Origin of the sequence: Mumia sp. zg.B53 (assembly GCF_019550935.1) — a bacterium.
Taxonomy (GTDB): Bacteria; Actinomycetota; Actinomycetes; order Propionibacteriales; family Nocardioidaceae; genus Mumia.
The window spans coordinates 245,408-262,789 of the sequence record NZ_JAHWCK010000002.1 but is presented as its reverse complement, the minus strand read 5'-3'; the positions used below and the strand labels follow the sequence as shown (position 1 = coordinate 262,789).

General features: G+C 72.3%; 12 protein-coding genes. 1 reads left to right on the top strand and 11 read right to left on the bottom strand.

What is annotated here, in order from left to right:
* Positions 1-3: 3 nt before the first annotated feature.
* From hutI to hutH, 5 genes are read right to left on the bottom strand one after another with little or no spacing between them, the layout of a single operon-like run.
* Positions 4-1,146 carry an imidazolonepropionase gene (gene hutI, locus KV102_RS12305; protein WP_220346463.1) on the bottom strand — a complete coding sequence of 381 codons (1,143 nt, stop codon included), beginning with the start codon at positions 1,144-1,146 and terminating at the stop codon, positions 4-6.
* Complete coding sequence (locus KV102_RS12300; protein WP_308290324.1) at positions 1,143-2,282, bottom strand: formimidoylglutamate deiminase; 1,140 nt, start codon at positions 2,280-2,282, stop codon at positions 1,143-1,145. Before KV102_RS12300 ends, hutI begins: the two co-directional genes overlap by 4 nt.
* A complete protein-coding gene (locus KV102_RS12295) occupies positions 2,279-3,484 on the bottom strand; it encodes an allantoate amidohydrolase (protein ID WP_220346612.1) in 1,206 nt (401 codons plus the stop codon). Before KV102_RS12295 ends, KV102_RS12300 begins: the two co-directional genes overlap by 4 nt.
* Before the next feature lie 11 nt (positions 3,485-3,495).
* On the bottom strand, positions 3,496-5,169 hold the full coding sequence (gene hutU / locus KV102_RS12290) for a urocanate hydratase (protein WP_220346462.1): 1,674 nt from the start codon (positions 5,167-5,169) through the stop codon (positions 3,496-3,498).
* Entirely contained in the window at positions 5,166-6,770 is a 1,605-nt protein-coding gene (gene hutH, locus KV102_RS12285) for a histidine ammonia-lyase (RefSeq protein ID WP_220346461.1), read from the bottom strand. Before hutH ends, hutU begins: the two co-directional genes overlap by 4 nt.
* 80 nt (positions 6,771-6,850) lie before the next feature.
* Here hutH and KV102_RS12280 point away from each other — a divergent pair, with 80 nt between their 5' ends.
* Complete coding sequence (locus KV102_RS12280) at positions 6,851-7,600, top strand: IclR family transcriptional regulator (protein ID WP_220344003.1); 750 nt, start codon at positions 6,851-6,853, stop codon at positions 7,598-7,600.
* An 8-nt stretch (positions 7,601-7,608) separates the two neighbouring features.
* Here KV102_RS12280 and KV102_RS12275 read toward each other — a convergent pair whose 3' ends face one another.
* The 6 genes from KV102_RS12275 to KV102_RS12250 all read right to left on the bottom strand — a co-directional run bounded on the left by KV102_RS12275 (position 7,609) and on the right by KV102_RS12250 (position 17,373).
* A complete protein-coding gene (locus KV102_RS12275; RefSeq protein WP_308290323.1) occupies positions 7,609-8,163 on the bottom strand; it encodes a DinB family protein in 555 nt (184 codons plus the stop codon).
* 25 nt (positions 8,164-8,188) lie between these two features.
* On the bottom strand, positions 8,189-10,207 hold the full coding sequence (locus KV102_RS12270; protein WP_220344002.1) for a VWA domain-containing protein: 2,019 nt from the start codon (positions 10,205-10,207) through the stop codon (positions 8,189-8,191).
* Positions 10,204-11,589 carry an AAA family ATPase gene (locus KV102_RS12265; RefSeq protein ID WP_220346460.1) on the bottom strand — a complete coding sequence of 462 codons (1,386 nt, stop codon included), beginning with the start codon at positions 11,587-11,589 and terminating at the stop codon, positions 10,204-10,206. Before KV102_RS12265 ends, KV102_RS12270 begins: the two co-directional genes overlap by 4 nt.
* 75 nt (positions 11,590-11,664) lie before the next feature.
* The gene (locus tag KV102_RS12260; protein WP_220346459.1) at positions 11,665-13,110 is read right to left on the bottom strand and encodes a basic amino acid/polyamine antiporter; all 1,446 of its coding nucleotides are present in this window, start codon (positions 13,108-13,110) and stop codon (positions 11,665-11,667) included.
* 13 nt (positions 13,111-13,123) lie between these two features.
* Positions 13,124-16,489, bottom strand: coding sequence for a bifunctional lysylphosphatidylglycerol synthetase/lysine--tRNA ligase LysX (gene lysX / locus KV102_RS12255; protein ID WP_220346458.1), 3,366 nt, complete (start codon positions 16,487-16,489; stop codon positions 13,124-13,126).
* Positions 16,486-17,373, bottom strand: coding sequence for a hypothetical protein (locus KV102_RS12250; RefSeq protein ID WP_220346457.1), 888 nt, complete (start codon positions 17,371-17,373; stop codon positions 16,486-16,488). The genes lysX and KV102_RS12250 overlap by 4 nt, the downstream gene beginning before the upstream one ends.
* Between the last annotated feature and the right edge of the window lie 9 nt (positions 17,374-17,382).

The window sequence follows — 17,382 nt, the reverse complement described above, 5'->3', positions numbered from 1 at the left end:
GGCTCACCCGGCCGAAGGCGTGATGGTCCGCCGGACGAGAGGAACGCCCGGCCGGTAGGCCAGGTGGACGGCGGACGGAGCGTCCAGCACGACCAGGTCGGCCCGGGCCCCGGGCCGCAGGTGTCCGACGTCGTCGCGGCGAAGCGAGGCCGCGCCGCCGAGCGTGGCGGCCCGCAGTGCCTCGTACGGGGTCATCCCCATCTCGCGGACGGCCAGAGCGATGCAGAAAGGGATCGACGAGGTGAAGCTGCTGCCGGGGTTGCAGTCGCTGGCCAGCGCGACGGTGACACCGGCGTCGAGGAGACGCCGGGCGTCGGGGTAGGGGTGACGGGTGGAGAACTCGACCCCCGGCAGCAGGCCCGCGACGGTGCCGGAGGACGCGAGCGCCTCGACGTCGGCGTCGCTCAGGTAGGTGCAGTGGTCCACCGCCGCCGCACCGAGCTCGCAGGCGAGCCGGACGCCCGGGCCGTGGCCCAGCTGGTTGGCGTGGACGCGCAGCCCGAGTCCCGCCTCGTGCCCGGCCCTCAGGACCGTGCGCGAGGCCTCGGCGTCGAACGCACCCTCCTCGCAGAAGACGTCGATCCACCGTGCGTGCGGGGCACAGGCGTCGAGCATCGGCCCCGTGACGAGGTCGACGTAGGACTCGGTGGTCGTCCCCTCCGGCACCACGTGGGCGCCGAGGTACGTCGTCTCGTCGGTGTGCCGGGCCGCGATCGCCAGGGAGCGCGCCTCGTCGTCGACGGTGAGTCCGTACCCGCTCTTGATCTCGACGGTGGTCGTCCCCTGCCTGCGCATCTCGGCGAGCAGCCTGCGCACCTGCCTGTCGAGCGTGTGGTCGCTGGCCTCGCGGGTGGCCGCGACCGTCGCGCGAATCCCGCCCGCGGTGTACGCCCGACCCGCCATCCGAGCCTCGAACTCCGCAGCCCGGTCGCCGGCGAAGACGAGGTGGCTGTGGGAGTCGACGAACCCGGGGACGACCGTGCCCCCGTCGACGTCCACCACGTCGTCGGCCGGCGGCGCCTCGGCGGCCTCGCCGACCCAGGCGATGCTTCCGTCGTCCACGACGAGCGCGGCGTCACGACGGACCGGGCGGTCGTCGTCCCACGTGACCAGCTCGCCGATGTCGGTCAGCAGGAGGCTGGTCACGCGCGCTCCCAGATCGTGGCGACCGCGCGTCGCATCATCTCCGCCACGTCCGCCTCGTCGTACGGGAGGCTCGTGGGCGGCTCCACGTCCGCCGCGGTCGCGGCCCACAGGGGCTCGGACACACCGGACAGGCGTACGGAGTCGCGCAGCCTGATCGCGTCGGCGTCCGCGAGCTCGGGCGGCAGGCCCAGGGATGCGTAGCCGGTCCGGGTCGCGGCCTCGCCGAGCTCCTCGGCGGTCCACCACCCTCGCCGCCCGCTCACCAGCCGCTGGTGCATCTCCACCGCCCTCGCCTCCGCGAACACGTCGATCACCGTGTTGCTGTCCGAGCCGAGCGTCAGGCGCGCGCCTGCCTCGCGCAACCGCGTCGACGGCCCGACGCCGTCGGCGAGCTCGGCCTCGGTGGTGGGGCAGAGGCAGACGTACGCCTGTGCGTCACCGAGGGCCGCGACGTCGTCGTCGGTGAGATGCGTGGCGTGCACGGCCGTGGTCCGCGGCGACCACACCCCCGCCTCGGCGAGCAGGGCCACCGGGGTACGTCCGGTGGCCGTGACGCAGTCGTCGTTCTCCCGCGGCTGCTCCGAGACGTGCACGTGCAGCGGGGCGTCGGGGAGGGCCTGCGCGACCGTGGCGAGCGCCTCGACGGGCACCGCGCGTACGGAGTGCAGCGCCGTACCGACCACGACGTCGTCCGCACCTGCGTGGCGACCGGCGAGGTCGTCGACCCGCGACGCCCACGCGTCGGCGTCTCCGTCGCAGAAGCGGTGCTGGACTCCCTCGACCGGCACCCCGAACCCGGCCGCGAGATAGCAGGTGTCGAGGAGGCAGATGCGAAGGCCGACGTCGCGAGCGGCGGCGACCACGGCCTCGCCCATCGCGTTCGGGTCGTCGTAGGGGGTGCCGTCAGGGCCGTGGTGGAGGTAGTGGAACTCGCCGACGGCACCGATCCCCGCCAGCCGCATCTCCGCGTAGGTCGCCACGGCGAGGTCGTGGAGGAGGTCGGGGTGGAGCACGGACGCGACGGCGTACATCCGCTCGCGCCATCCCCAGAACGTCCCACCGCCGACCTCGCGACCGCGCAGGGCGCGGTGGAAGACGTGGCTGTGGCAGTTGGCGAGGCCGGGGAAGGTGGTCACGCGAGCTCCCGCACCACGGTCGCCAGGGCGTCGACCCCGGCCGCACAGTCGGCGTCGTCGGCGTGCTCGTCCGGCGAGTGCGAGACGCCCGTGGGGTTGCGCACGAAGAGCATGGCGGTGGGGACCACGCGGCTCAGTACGCCCGCGTCGTGGCCGGCGCCGGTCGGCAACGACGGCGCCGCGAGCACCGCGGCGAGCCTCTCGCGCAGCGCCGTGTCAAACCCGACCGCGGGACTCGCGGACTCCACGGTGACCCCCAGTCCCACGCGGGCCTGCTCAGCCGCCGCGCGAGCCTCGACCAGGACGGTCTCGATCAGCCGCGCGAGGGCGCCGTCGTCCGGCGCGCGGGCATCGAGCCAGCCCGACACGCGCGACGGCACGGCGTTGGCCCCGCCCGGCTCGACGACGACCCTTCCGAAGGTCGCCCGCGCCTGGGCGTCGACGGCGCGCGCGGTCGCCGCGACGACGGTGGCGGCGTACGCGGGCATCGGGTCGCGCCGGTCCTCCATCGGGGTGGTCCCGGCGTGGTCGGCGCGACCGGAGAAGTCGAGGCGCCAGCGCCCGTGCGGCCAGATCGCCGTCGCTACGCCGACGGCGTCGCCGGAGTGGACCAGCGCGCGGCCCTGCTCGACGTGGAGCTCGACGAAGGCACCGACACGGTCCAGCCACGCGCTGCGGCCGACCCTGCGCGGGTCGCGGCCACGCGCCCTCATCACCTCGGCCAGCGTGCAGCCGTCGACGTCGGTGAGCGCCAGGGCCTTCTCCGGCGCGAGGGTCCCCGCTGCGAGGCGCGAACCGGCGCAGGCGACCCCGAAGCGTGCGCCCTCCTCGTCGGCGAAGCAGGCCACGGCGATCGGCCGCGACGGGACGAAGCCGTCCCGTCGCAGCTGGTCGAGCGCCGCGAAGGAGGACACGACGCCGAGAGGCCCGTCGTACGCGCCGCCGTCGGGCACGGAGTCCAGGTGCGACCCGAGGAGCAGGGCGTCCGCGCCCTCTCCCCCGCTGGCGCGGTGTCCTCCGCTGGGGCCGGCGCCCAGCCAGGCGACCTGGTTGCCGTTGCCGTCCTCCTCGTACGCCATGCCGCGCGCCGCCGCCTCGCCGGCGAACCACTCGCGCAGCTCCATGTCCGCGTCGTTCCATGCGAAGCGGCGGTAGCCTCCCGTGCGACGGTCGCGGCCGATGCGCTCGATCGCGTCGAGCATGCTCACCGCGTTCACCCCTCCTCCATCGGGATGCGCACGCCGCGCTCGTGCGCCACCTCACGCGCCCGGTCGTACCCGGCGTCGACGTGCCGCATCACGCCCGTCCCGGGATCGTTGGTGAGGACGCGTTCGATCTTCTCGGCGGCGAGGCTGGTCCCGTCGGCGACGACGACCTGACCGGCGTGGATCGAGCGCCCGATGCCGACACCGCCCCCGTGGTGCAGCGACACCCAGGTCGCGCCCGAGGCGGTGTTGAGCAGGGCGTTGAGCAGCGGCCAGTCCGCGATCGCGTCCGAGCCGTCGGCCATCGACTCGGTCTCGCGGTACGGAGAAGCGACCGAGCCGGAGTCGAGATGGTCGCGTCCGATCACGACCGGAGCGGTGAGCTCCCCGGAGGCGACCATCTCGTTGAACCGCAGTCCGGCGCGATGACGCTCGCCGTACCCGAGCCAGCAGATCCTGGCAGGCAGCCCCTCGAAGTGCACCTTCTCCCCTGCCCGGGTGATCCAGCGGCGGAGGTGCTCGTCCTCGGGGAAGAGGTCGAGGACCGCGCGGTCGGTCGCGGAGATGTCGGCCGGGTCGCCGGACAGCGCGACCCACCGGAACGGTCCCTTGCCTTCGCAGAACAACGGGCGGATGTAGGCCGGGACGAAGCCCGGGAAGGCGAACGCACGGTCGTACCCGCCGAGCCTCGCCTCCTCACGGATCGAGTTTCCGTAGTCGAAGACCTCGGCACCGGCGTCCATGAAGCCGACCATGGCCTCGACGTGGCGGGCCATCGATGCGCGGGCGCGGCGGGTGAACTCCTCGGGGTCGCGGTCTGCCAGCGTCCTCCAGTCGGCGACGGAGACCCCTTCGGGGAGATAGCTCAAGGGGTCGTGCGCGCTGGTCTGGTCGGTGACCACGTCGATGGCGACACCGCGCGCGAGCAGCTCGGGGAACACCGTGGCGGCGTTGCCGACCACCCCGACCGAGAGAGGGAGGCGGTCCTTCTTGGCGGCGAGGACGCGCTCGACCGCCTCGTCGAGGTCACGGGTGTGCTCGTCGAGGTAGCCGTGCTCGACCCGCCGGGCGAGCCGCGACTCGTCCACGTCGACCACGAGCGCCACGCCCTCGTTCATGGTGACCGCGAGGGGCTGGGCGCCTCCCATGCCGCCGCAACCCGCGGTCAGGGTCAGGGTCCCGGCGAGGCTGGGCTGATCGAGCCGGCCGGACGCATGGAGCGTGCGCGCCACCGCGCCGAACGTCTCGTACGTGCCCTGGAGGATGCCCTGGGTCCCGATGTAGATCCACGAGCCCGCGGTCATCTGGCCGTACATCGTGAGCCCTTCGGCCTCGAGCCGCCGGAACTCCGGCCAGGTCGCCCAGTCACCGACGAGGTTGGAGTTGGCGATGAGGACGCGCGGTGCCCACGCGTGGGTACGGAACACGCCCACGGGCTTGCCGGACTGCACCAGCAGCGTCTCGTCGTCGGCGAGGGTGCGCAGGGCGTCCACGATCGCGTCGTACGCCGCCCAGCTCCGGGCGGCGCGTCCCGTACCGCCGTAGACGACGAGGTCCTCCGGGCGCTCGGCGACGTCGGGGTCGAGGTTGTTCATGAGCATCCGCAGCGGAGCCTCGGTCTGCCACGAGCGGGCGGTGAGGGTGGTCCCTCGGGCCGCCCGTACGGGTGGGTGCGTGCTCATCGTGGTGCCTCCTGTGTCGGTCCCGTCCCCGATGTGTGCACGTCATCAGGGTTTTCGGTACCGGATTCCGTGACCAGCTGCACAAATCGGGGACGGAGCGCGCCGCTGCGTACGAGGGCCACCGCCGCGTCGATCTCGGGGGCGAGGAAGCGGTCGGGACCGGGCCCGGGGACGTGCTCGCGCAGCAGCCCGACCGCGGCACCGGTCATCGCCGCCGGGGCGAGCGGCGCGCGCAGGTCGAGGCCGCGTGCCGCCACCATGACCTCGATCGCGAGGACGCGCGTGAGGGCGTCCAGCGACCGGCGGAGCTTGCGCGCCGCCGACCACCCCAGCGAGACGTGGTCCTCCTGCATGGCGCTGGACGGGATCGAGTCGACGCTGGCCGGTACGGCGAGGCGCTTGAGCTCGGCGACCAGGGCGGCCTGCGTGTACTGCGCGATCATCGCCCCGGAGTCGACGCCGGGGTCGTCGGCGAGGAAGGGGGGCAGCCCGCGGCTGCGCGCCACGTCGAGGAACCGGTCTGTACGCCGCTCGCTGATGCCCGCGACGTCCGCGACCGCGATCGCCAGGAAGTCGAGGACGTAGGCGAGAGGCGCGCCGTGGAAGTTGCCGTGCGACGAGACCGTCCCGTCCGGCAGCACCGACGGGTTGTCGATCGCCGACGCGAGCTCGCGCTGCGCCACGCTCTCCGCGTGGTCGACGGTGTCACGAGCAGCGCCGTGGACCTGAGGGGTGCAGCGCAACGAGTACGCGTCCTGGACCACGCCGTCGCCGTGCCGGTGGCTCGCCACGATCTCCGAGCCGGCCAACAGCGCTCGGAGGTGCGCTGCCGACGTCGCCTGACCCGGATGCGGCCGCAGGGCCATCAGCTCCTTGGCGAAGACCCGGTCGGTCCCGAGCTGGCCCTCGACGCTCATCGCCGCAGCGAGGTCGGCGGTGTCGAGCAGCATCCGCAGGTCGTGCAGCGCAAGGACGAGCATGCCGAGCATCCCGTCGGTGCCGTTGATGAGGGCGAGGCCCTCCTTCTCGGCGAGGACGACCGGGGTGAGCCCGTGGTCGCGGAGCGCCTCGGCCGCAGGGCGTACGGCACCGTCGCCCGTGCTGCGGTCCACCACCTCGCCCTCTCCCGTGACGGCCAGCGCGCAGTGCGCGAGGGGCGCGAGGTCGCCCGAGCAGCCGAGGCTGCCGTACTCGCGGACGACCGGGGTCAGGTGGGCGTTCAGGAGTGCGGCGTACGCGTCCGCGGTCTCGAGCCGGACACCGGTCCGGCCGGTGGCCATGGTCGAGAGACGCAGGAGCATGAGCGCCCGGACGACCTCGTCCTCGACCCGCGGTCCTGTGCCGGCCGCGTGGGAGCGGATCAGGCTGCGCTGGAGCTGCGTACGCCGGTCGGCCGGGATGTGCCGCGTGGCGAGAGCGCCGAAGCCGGTCGAGACGCCGTAGACCGGCTCGTCGGACGCAGCGAGCGCCTCCACATGGGTACGGGCGGTCTTGATCGCCGTGCGGGCGTCCTCGGACAGCACCGCGCGGGCTCCCTCGCGGGCCACGGCGACGACCTCCCCGGGTGCGAGCGGCCCGGGACCGACGATGACGGTGCGCATGGGTCCATTGCACGGGGCGACGGCAGGCGGCCGCTACGGCGTCACGCACACCGACGTCTCGGATACGAGACACTGGCGAGGTGACTCGTCCGGTCCCGGCCGCCACCGCCACCCTGCGCGTGCTGCGCTTCCTGTCGGGCCAGCCCGTGCCCCTCCCTGCCAGCCGGATCGCCGCCGAGATCGGGCTCCCCCGTTCGTCGGCCTACCATCTGCTCGCCGCGATGGCGGAGGAGGACTTCGTCGTCCACTACCCCGACGACCGCACGTGGGGGCTCGGGATCGGCGCGTGGGAGGTCGGGCTCGCCTTCGCCCAGCAGGAGCCGCTCGCCCGCCTGGCCCGCGTCCCGCTGGCACGGCTGGTCGACGCGCTCGGCCAGTCGGCGCATCTCGCCGTGCTCCACGGGTCGGACGTCCTGTACGTCCTCGAGGAGCGCGCTCGGGGTCGGCCGTCGCTGGTGACCGACGTCGGCGTACGGCTGCCGGCGCACCTGACCGCGTCCGGACGGGCGATCCTCGCGACCCTGGCGCGCCCGCAGGTCCGTGCGCTCTATCCCGACGCGTCGGCGTTCGTCAGCCGTACCGACGTCGGCCCGCGCACGCCGACCCAGCTGCGCAACCTCCTCGGCACGACCCGCCGACGGGGCCACGCCACGGAGGACGGCGAGGTGACGCCAGGGTTTCGGTCCGTCGCCGTCGCGCTCACCGGCCCCTCCGTCCGTGCCGCGGTCGCCGTCACCTGGGAGTCGGCGGCGGAGGTGTCCGACGGCGCGGTCGTCACCGCCGTGCGCGCCACCGCCGACACCCTCGACCGCCGTCTCCACGCACGCTGAGCGACGTCCTACTGGCCCGTGCGGCCGTCGATGCACTCGCGGAGCAGATCGGCGTGGCCGATATGCCTGGCGTACTCCTCGATCATGTGCACCAGCACCTCCCGCAGCGCGATCTCGCCACGCTCGGTGTTGCGCGCGATCACACCGAGATCGTCGGCCGCCTCGACGAACGTCTCCGCGTAGTTGACCTCGTCCTCCCACCGCCGCCACGCGTCGGCCACGACCTCCTCGTCGGCGACCGCACCGTTGAAGTCCGCGTCGCGGTCCTCCGCCGTGCGGTAGTGACGCGGCACGTCCTCACCGGCGAGGACCTGCCGGAACCACGTCCGCTCCACGTCAGCCATGTGCCGGACCAGACCGAGCAGCGACATCGACGACGGGGGGACCGACCGGCGCGCCATCTGCTCGGCGTCGAGCCCCTCACACTTCATCGGCAGCGTCAGCCGGTAGACCCGGAGGTATTCGAGCAACGTCGCCCGCTCGCCGACGGGCAGGGAGTCGCTCTCGCGAGGGTCGTCCTGCCTGTCCATCCACATGTCCGGAGACTGTCGTTGGTTGCTCACCCCGACAGTCTCCACGGTCGACGGCCTACTCGTCGACCCAGTAGCCACGCCCCCCGAACCATCCTCCGTACGAGCCACCGTCGTACGACGAGCTGCCGCGCGATCCGAGATAGCTGTCCACGACCGCGACGCCGAGGTCGTCGAGCTCGGGCGCGACGACTCGCCCGTCGACGCGACGCGCCATCTGCTCGATGAACCTCGCGAGGCCGGGGTCGTCCCCGAGCCGGAAGAACGTCGTCTGGGCCCCGAAGCGGCCGACGTCGTCGAGCGCCTTGACGGTCACCGCCACCGTCCGTGTTGCCGGCGGGTACGAGAAGAAGACCTCGCCGTCCTGCTCCAGGTGCGACGTCGGCTCGCCGTCGGTCACGATCAGCAGCACGGGCTGGGCGTTGGGGTGCTTGCGGAAGTGGCGGCTCGCGAGCATCAGCGCGTGGTGCAGGTTGGTGCCCTTGTCCCACTTGGCGTCGAGCGCGGTGAGCTGGTCGATCTCCATCACCTCGGCGTACGGCCCGAAGCCGACCAGCTGCAGGTGGTCGCCGCGGAACCGGCTCTGGATCAACGTGTGGAGAGCGAGCGCCGTCCGCTTCATCGGCACCCAGCGGCCGTCCATCGCCATCGAGAAGGACGTGTCGACGAGCAGCGCCACCGCCGCCTGCGTCCGCGCCTCGGTCTCGCTGACCTCGACGTCACCGATGTCGAGGCGAACGCCGCCGCGTGGGTCGCGGCCCTCGGACGCCGTCCGGGCGACGGCGTTGGTCACAGTGCGCGTGACGTCCCACGGCTCGGTGTCGCCGAACGCCCACTCGCGCGTCGCCCCCGACATCTCGCCCGCGGCGCCGGCCCGGCGTACGTCGCGGGCACCCTGGCGACCCGACATCCGCTGGGAGACGTCGCGCAGGAGCGACTTCCCGAGCTGACGGATCGCCTTGGGCGACAGCCGCAGAGCGCCGTCGGTCCCCCGCTTGAGGGCGCCGCTGTCACGCAGCGCCCGCTCGAGGTCGGTGAGCGTGCGCGCGTCGACCGCCGCCTCCCCACCGAGGTGCCGCTCCAGCGCATCGAGGTCGATGTCACTCATCCGCGCCCCCGGGTAGGCCTGCGACAGCTGCTCGCCGAGCGCGTCCAGAGCGGCGATCTCCTGCAGGACGCCGGTGCCGTCCCCGAGCCCGAGGCCCTGGTCGCCGCCGAACTCCTCGGAGCCCGACCAGTCCTCGCCGGGCCGTAGCGCCTGGAGGTTGGCGTCGAGCTGCCCGAGCGCCTCCTGGAGGTCGGGGCTGCCGAAGGCGTTCGCTGACAGCGCCATCAGCTCCTCGCGCTGCTCCGCAGTCATCGAGCCGAGCATCCGCTGCGCGGCAGCCGCCCGCGCGGCCAGCGAGTCGATCAGCTCCTCGACCGTCTCCGGGTTCTCCGGGAAGAAGTCGCCGTGGCGCTCCATGAACTCGGCGAACTGGTCGTCGGTGTCCTCACCGCGACGGTGCGCCGCGAGGAGGTCGTTGAGATCGCCGATCATCTGCGCGACCCGGGCGCGGTCCTCGTCGGTCGCGCTCTCGAGCGCCTGCTTCATGCCGGCGAAGTGCTGATCGAGGAGCTCACGACCGAGCAGGTCCTTGATCCGCTCGTAGTCCTCGCGCGCCTGCGTGCTGCGCCACTGGTAGTCCGAGAGCTCCGAGACCGCCGCTGCGGTGGACGGCGGCAGGTCCTGGATCCGCATCTCCGCGAACCGGGCGTCGTCGTCCAGGTCGCGAGCGAGCTGCTTGCGCTCCTCGAGAACCGCACGGTCGAGGAGCTCACGCGCCTCACGCAGCGTGCCGTCGAGGTCGTGGCGGTCGAGGAGGTCACGTCGGCGCTGGGCGACACGTCGCGCCAGGTCGTCGAGCCCGGCCTGACCGTTCGTGCCGCGCCGCAACACCTCGCGCACCGCACGCTCCGGCGACGACCCCGCCATGACGTCCTCACCGATGGCGTCGAGCGCCTCCCCGAGGTCCACCGGGGGCGCCAGCGGGTCTCCGCCGGTGTAACGCCCGTACGAGCTGCCGCGCCTGGTCATCCGTACACCGTCTCGCCTCCGGCGGAGTCCTTCCCGATCCGGCGGGCGAGGAACAGCCCTTCGAGGGCCAGCTCCATCGCGCTCGCCCGCTCTCCGTCGTCGGCCGCCGCCCCCAGGCGATCCATCACCTCGTCGTACAGCTCCGACTCACCGAGGACCGGCAGGCCCGCCAAGACGTCCGAGGCCGCGACCTGCTCACCCGTCATCACGGTCGCACCGGCCGCGAACGCCTCGACCAGGAGCGCGAAGTCGATGCCGCGCAGGCGGTGCCGCACGGTCTCCGCCGTCGCCGTCCGGAGGACGTGGTCCAGGATCTCCCGCTCACGACCCTCCTCGCCGGTCTCGAACTCGATCTTGCCGCCGAGCACGTCGACCGCGGTCTCGAGGTCGACCACGCGGGCGACCGCGGTGGCCTCTCCCTGGATCGTCGCGCGGTGCAGCGCCGACGCCGCGACGGTCTCAGCGCCGGCGATCGAGAACCGGGCCGAGACCCCCGACCGCTGGTCGACGGCGTTCGACTCGCGCAACGACCGTGTGAAACGGGCCAGGATCTCCAGGAGGAAGTCGGGAACCGTCGCGACGAGATGCGCCTCCTGCTTGACGACGGCGATCTCGTCCTCGAGCTCGAGCGGGTAGTGGGTACGGATCTCCGCGCCGAAGCGGTCCTTCAAGGGCGTGATGATGCGTCCGCGGTTGGTGTAGTCCTCAGGGTTGGCGGTGGCCAGCACGAGGACGTCGAGCGGCAGGCGCAGCACATAGCCGCGGATCTGCACGTCGCGCTCCTCCATCACGTTGAGCATCGCGACCTGGATCCGCTCCGCCAGGTCGGGAAGCTCGTTGATCGCGACGACGCCGCGGTGCGAGCGTGGGACGAGGCCGAAGTGGATGGTCTCCGGGTCGCCGAGCGACCGGCCCTCGGCCACCTTCATGGGGTCGACGTCGCCGATCAGGTCGGCGACGCTCGTGTCGGGGGTCGCGAGCTTCTCGGCGTACCGCTCGTCGCGGTGCCGCCACGCGACCGGCAGCGCATCGCCCAGCTCGGCGGCCCGCCGGCGGGAGGCCGGGGTGATGGGCTCGTACGGATGCTCGCCGAGCTCTGACCCGTCGATGACCGGGGTCCACTCGTCGAGCAGGCCGACCAGCGTCCGCAGAAGGCGGGTCTTGCCCTGTCCACGCTCACCGAGCAGGACGACATCGTGCCCGGCGATGAGCGCGCGCTCGAGCTGAGGGAGCACCGTGTCCTCGAGACCGTGCAGGCCGGGCCACGGGTCGCGCCCCTCGCCGAGCGCGGCGAGGAGGTTGTCACGGACCTCCTCGCGGACGGACTTCTGGACGTGGCCGGCGGCGCGCAGCTCACCGACGGTGGAAGGAGAGGCGTTCACGTCTCCACGCTAGTCCGGGACCCCAGGATCCACCGACGACGTTTCGCTGAGCGCAGACAGACGAGGCCCAGCGCGTCAGAGCCGGAGCTCCCCCGTCGCAACCAGGACGACGCCTACCCCGGCCGCTGCGACGAGCACCGCGCAGCACAGGGCCTCGGCACGGGTGAACACCCGCTGGTGCTGCTCTCGACGCGCCACCACGTAGAGGACCACTCCGGGCGCGTAGACGATGCACGCCATCAGGAGGTACTCGACGCCCGCCGCGTAGAGGAGGAACAGCGCATAGAGCACGGCGAGCACGGCGATCCGCTGCTGCCGTCGCCGGACGGGCTCGTCCTGCGCACCGTAGGTCTCGCGGGTCACCGTGAGCTTGAGCGCGTAGGCGGCCGCCAGGAGGTACGGGATGAGGACGAGCGCGGTGTCGAGCTTGAGCATGAAGCTCAGCGCGTTCTCGATCACCAACGACACGAGCAGCAGCGCCTGGACCGCCAGGTTGGTCACGAGCAGCGCGAGGATCGGCGTCGCGTGCTCGTTGGTGCGGGCGAGGAAGCGTGGCATCACCCGGTCACGGGCCGGCGTGTAGAGGATCTCGGCGCTGATCAGGGTCCAGGCCAGGAAGGCGCCCTGGACCGACACGACGACACCGACGCTGACGAATGTCGCCCCCCAGCCGCCCACGACCGACTCCAGCACGGCGCCCATCGAGGGTTGGCGCGCGTCGGCGAGCTCGCCGCGGGGAAGCACCCCGTACGAGACCATGGTGACGGCCACGAAGATCCCCAGGACGGAGAGAAGACCCGTCACGGTCGCCCGCCCGACATCGCCCCGGCGGCGTGCCAGCCGCGAGTAGACGCTCGCCCCCTCGACCCCGAGGAAGACGAACGTCGTCACCAGCATCGTGCTCTTGACCTGCTCGAAGACCGCACCGGCGGTGTGCGTCCTACCGCCCCAGAGGTTGTCGGCGAAGACCGTGGGATCGAAGGCGAGCGCGACAACCACGACGAAGGTCAGGATGGGCACGAGCTTGGCCGCCGTGACCACCCGGTTGATCACGGCCGCCTGCCGCACGCCTTGCGCGATCAAGGCGTGGAAGACCCACACGACCACCGACGCCACGGCGACGGCCAGCACGGTGGTGCCGTCCCCGAGCGACGGGAAGAACTCTCCGAGGGTCGCCATGGTCAGCACCATGAAGAAGACGTTCCCGGCGACGTTGCTCGCCCAGTACCCGAACGCGGCATTGAACCCGAGGTAGGAGCCGAACCCGGCCTCGGCATAGCTGTACATGCCGGTGTCGAGGTCGGGCCGCCGGACCGCGAGCGACTGGAACACGAAGGCGAGCATCATCATCCCCGTGCCCGCGATGGTCCACGCGATCACCGCGGCGATCACCCCCGCGGCCGTCCCGAACTCCTGCGGCAGGGTGAAGACCCCGCCCCCCACCATCGAGCCGACGACCAGCCCGGTCAGGGTGAGGACCGAGACCTTCTGCAGCCCGGGAGCGGCCTCGCGCGTCACCATCCCCGCCACCCCGTCAGGCGTCTGGACGGACGAGGGGGAACAGGATCGTGTCTCGGATCGACAGGCCGGTCAGATTCATGACCAGGCGGTCGATCCCCAGGCCCATGCCGCCGGTGGGAGGCATCCCGTACTCGAGGGCTCGCAGGAAGTCCTCGTCGACCTGCATCGCCTCCGGGTCACCGGCGGCCGCGCGCAACGACTGGGCGACGAGCCTCTTCCGCTGGTCGACGGGATCGATGAGCTCCGAGTACGCCGTCCCCTGCTCGGCGGCGAACATCACCAGATCCCACTTCTCCGCCAGGCGCGGATCGACCCGGTGCTCCCGGGTCAGTGGCGCGTTCTCCTTCGGGAAGTCGGTGTAGAACACCGGCGTGGTCGTCCTGCTCTCGCAGAGCTCCTCGTAGATGTCCTCCAGCACCGGGCCCCAGTGCGCCTCCGGGTCGACGTCGAGCCCGAGCGCCTCGGCGTGGCGCAGCAGTGCTGAGACCGGCGTGTCGGGCGTGATCTCTTCACCGAGCTTCTCCGACACCGCCTCGCAGACCGACTTCGCCGGCCAGTCGCCCGAGAGGTCGATCTCGACCCGCTCCCCGTCCTTGCCCGTGCGCCGTGCCAGCGGCGACCCGTAGACCGCCGTGGCAGCCTCCTGGATCAGCTCCTGGGTCAGGACGCGCATCGTGGTGTAGTCGCCGTAGGTCTCGTAGACCTCGAGCGAGGTGAACTCCGGGTTGTGCTTGAAGTCGACGCCCTCGTTGCGGAACTGCCGTCCGACCTCGAAGACCTTCTCCATGCCGCCGACCAGGAGCCGCTTGAGATGGAGCTCGGTGGCGATCCGGAGATAGAGGTCGAGGTCGTAGGCGTTCAGGTGCGTCTCGAACGGTCGCGCGTTGGCCCCACCGTGCACCAGCTCCAGGACCGGCGTCTCGACCTCGACGAAACCACGAGCCTGCAACGAGTCACGGACGCTGCGCACGATCGTCGACCGGGTGTAGGCGAGGTCGCGTGCCGCCGGCCGCACGATCAGGTCGACGTAGCGGTTGCGTACCCGGGCCTCGGGGTCGGTGAGGCCCTTGTACTTGTCCGGGAGCGGACGCAGAGCCTTGCTCGTGATGAGAAGGTCCTCCGCCCGCACCGACAGCTCCCCACGCCGCGTGGTGACGACCCTGCCGGTGACGCTGACCTGGTCGCCGAGGTCGATCTCATGACGCCAGAGGTCGTACGTGGGCGCCGGGACCTCCGAGGCGTCGACCATCACCTGCAGGTCGCCGCTCCCGTCGCGCAGCGTCGCGAACCCCAGCCCGCCGAGCTTGCGCTTGAGGAGCACCCGGCCGGTGACGGAGACGTGGAGACCCGTCTCGGCGTCGGGCGGCAGGGTCCCGGCCTCCTCCACGACCTGCGCCAGCGTGTGCGTGCGGGGAGCGACCACGGGATAGGGGTCGATCCCCTTCGCGCGCAGACGGTCGAGCTTCGCTCGCCGTACGCGCATCTGCTCGGGGAGTCGCTCGGTCGACAAGGCCTCGGCGACCGGGTCGGGCTCCGGCGGCATCAGCGCGAGGACAGCGGCCGCGTGGGACTCGCCGGCGGTGTCGAACGCGTCGTCATCGTCGCTGCGGCGGAGCAACCGTGCCAGCGACGGTCGGATGAGGAACCCCTCCGCGCTCCCCGCCGCGGTCCCGACGCGCGGCAGGTCCGAGGCGTACTCGAAGCACATGTAGCGCGGCTGCCAGGACGGTTGGTACTTGGCGTTCGACCGGTAGAGCGACTCGAGCTGCCACCGGTGGCTGGCGATCAGCAGCGCCTGTCGCCAGAGCCGGGCGACCGGCCCCGCTCCGATCTGGGCTCCGCGCTCGAAGGCCTCACGGAACATCGCGAAGTTCAGTGAGACCCGGCCCGCGCTGAACTCGACGGCGTGCTCGGCGAGCGAGGTCACCATGAGCTCGACCAGCCCGTTCTCGGCCGACGGGTCGCGGCGCATCAGGTCGAGCGACAGCCCGCCACGCCCCCAGGGCACGAAGCTGAGGAAGCCGCGCAGCGCTCCGTCGGCGTCCTCCGCCCGGACCAGGAGGCAGTGGCCGTCCAGCGGGTCGCCGAGGCGCCCGAGCGCCATCGAGAAGCCTCGCTCGTCACCGCCGTCGCCGCGCCAGTCGGCAGCGACCCGCTCGAGCGCGGCGAAGTCGTCGGGCGTCAGGCTGGAGTGCCGGACGATCGTCGCGGTGTAGCCGTGCCGCTGGATCCGGCCCACCGACTGGCGTACGTCCTTCATCCCCGGACCGTTGAGCGAGAACGACTGCAGGTCGACCACCGCCTCGTCGCCGATGTCGAGCGCGATGAGACCGGCCTTCGCGTACGCCGCGGCGCCCTTCTCCCCCGCGCCCATGACGGCGAGCGAGAGTCCGCTCGCACGCGCCGCGTCGCGCCAACGGGCGATGGCGGCGTCCCACCGAGCAGGGTCCCCGACGGGATTGCCGCTCGCCAGGCTGACCGAGCCGACTCCCCGGTACGACACGCCGGCACTGGCGTCGGCGGCCTCCTCGGTGTCCCAGACGACTGCCTTGTCGCGTCGGGTGGCGAAGTAGCCCAGCGAGTCCTCGTCGCCGTAGTCGCGCAGCAGCGTCCGCACCCGGGCCTCGTCGGCGACGTCGAGCACACGGCTGGACCGAGGCGGCCGGAACAGCAGCTGGACGGAGAGCAGCACCACCGCGGCACCGGTGAGGCCGACGAGGGCGCGGAGCCAGAGCGGCGCAGACACCGTCGACTCGCCTGCGACCCGGCCGACGTCGGCCAGCATGCCGTTCCAGACGTACTGGACGGCATCCTCGAAGCTCGGCGCCTCGCCGACTCGGAAGACGAGGGCCGCTCCACCGAGGACGACCACCGCACCCCCGACGAGGAGGCATCCGGCGGCGAGACTCACGCTGCCGGGCACCCGGCGCGCGGTGAACTGCGGCCGGGCCACCCACGCGACCACGATGGCGGCGGCGGTGATGGCGATGCCTCCGACCACGGGGACGCTCGGACCGTCGTCGACGAGCGTCACGACGCGGCCGATCTCGGGCACCAGGAGCCACCACACGACCACGAACCACCAGGCTGCGCGCAGCCGACGGCGGAGGGCCACCGCCGTCACGACGAGCAGCGCGGCATAGACGATGCTCGGCACGATCGGGATCGTCAGCAGCGACACGGGGTCGTTGTCCTCCGAGAAGTAGCGTCGCCACGAAGGGACGACCGAGGCGATCAGCACGACCGTCGCGAACCCGAACATCACCGCGGCGAAGACGTCGGGCCACCGGTCGTCGCGCGGGCGGTGGAGGACGGCGATCGAGCGCCTCTCCCGTTCGTCGGCGGCGGCCGTGCCGCGACGTTGTCCGACGCGGCTCATGCGGACGCTCCTTCCTTCGGGTGCACGTCACGGTCGTCCGCCGAGACGTCACCGTGGCGAGCAAGGCCGACGGCACCGGCGACGGCGAGCGTGAACCCGACGACGGCGGCCCACTCCCACCCCGGACGTGTCTGGTCGCCGAGCAGCACGACGCCGACCACGGCAGGCGCGACGGTCTCACCGACGACCAGCGGGCCGGTGGCCTGGGTGACGGTGCCGCGCTGGAGTGCGGTCGAGTAGGTCAGCATGGCGATCGCGCCCGCGACCACCAGCGCGTACGCAGCGGGCTCGAGCAGGAGGAGCCGCAGGTCCCCCGGCAGATCCTCGAGCGTCACGGTCTCGGGCAGCATGCGTGCGGCCACCGAGGTCGCGCCGTACTCCAGACCGGCGACCGCGCCGAGCCCCACCGCCCCCGCGGGTCCGGCGAGACGTGCGAGCGGCACCGCGACGACCCCGAGGGCGACCGCGGCGACGAGCACACCCCACCGCTCGACGTCGCTCACGTCGACGCTGCGGTCCTCGGTCGCCGAGAGCCCGACCAGGACGAGCCCTCCGAGGACGACGACGAGCGCCACCTTGTCGGTGCGGTTCAGCGGCATGTGCAGCACGATCGCGCCCAGGACAGCGGTGACCGCGAGGAAGCTGGCGACGATCGACTGGACCACGAAGAGCGGGAGCGACAGGACGGCGACCAGCGAGAGCAGCCACCCGAGCCCGTCGAGCCCGACGCCGAGGAGATAGCGCCAGGACCTGGCGAGGCGTAGGAGGAGCCGAGGGTCGAGCCCTGCAGCGGCCTCCGTACGGCGCGCCGCGAGCGCCTGCAGCACCGAGGCAACGCCGTAGCAGGCCGACGCACCGAATGCTCCCAGAAGGCCCCATATCACCCCGTGAAG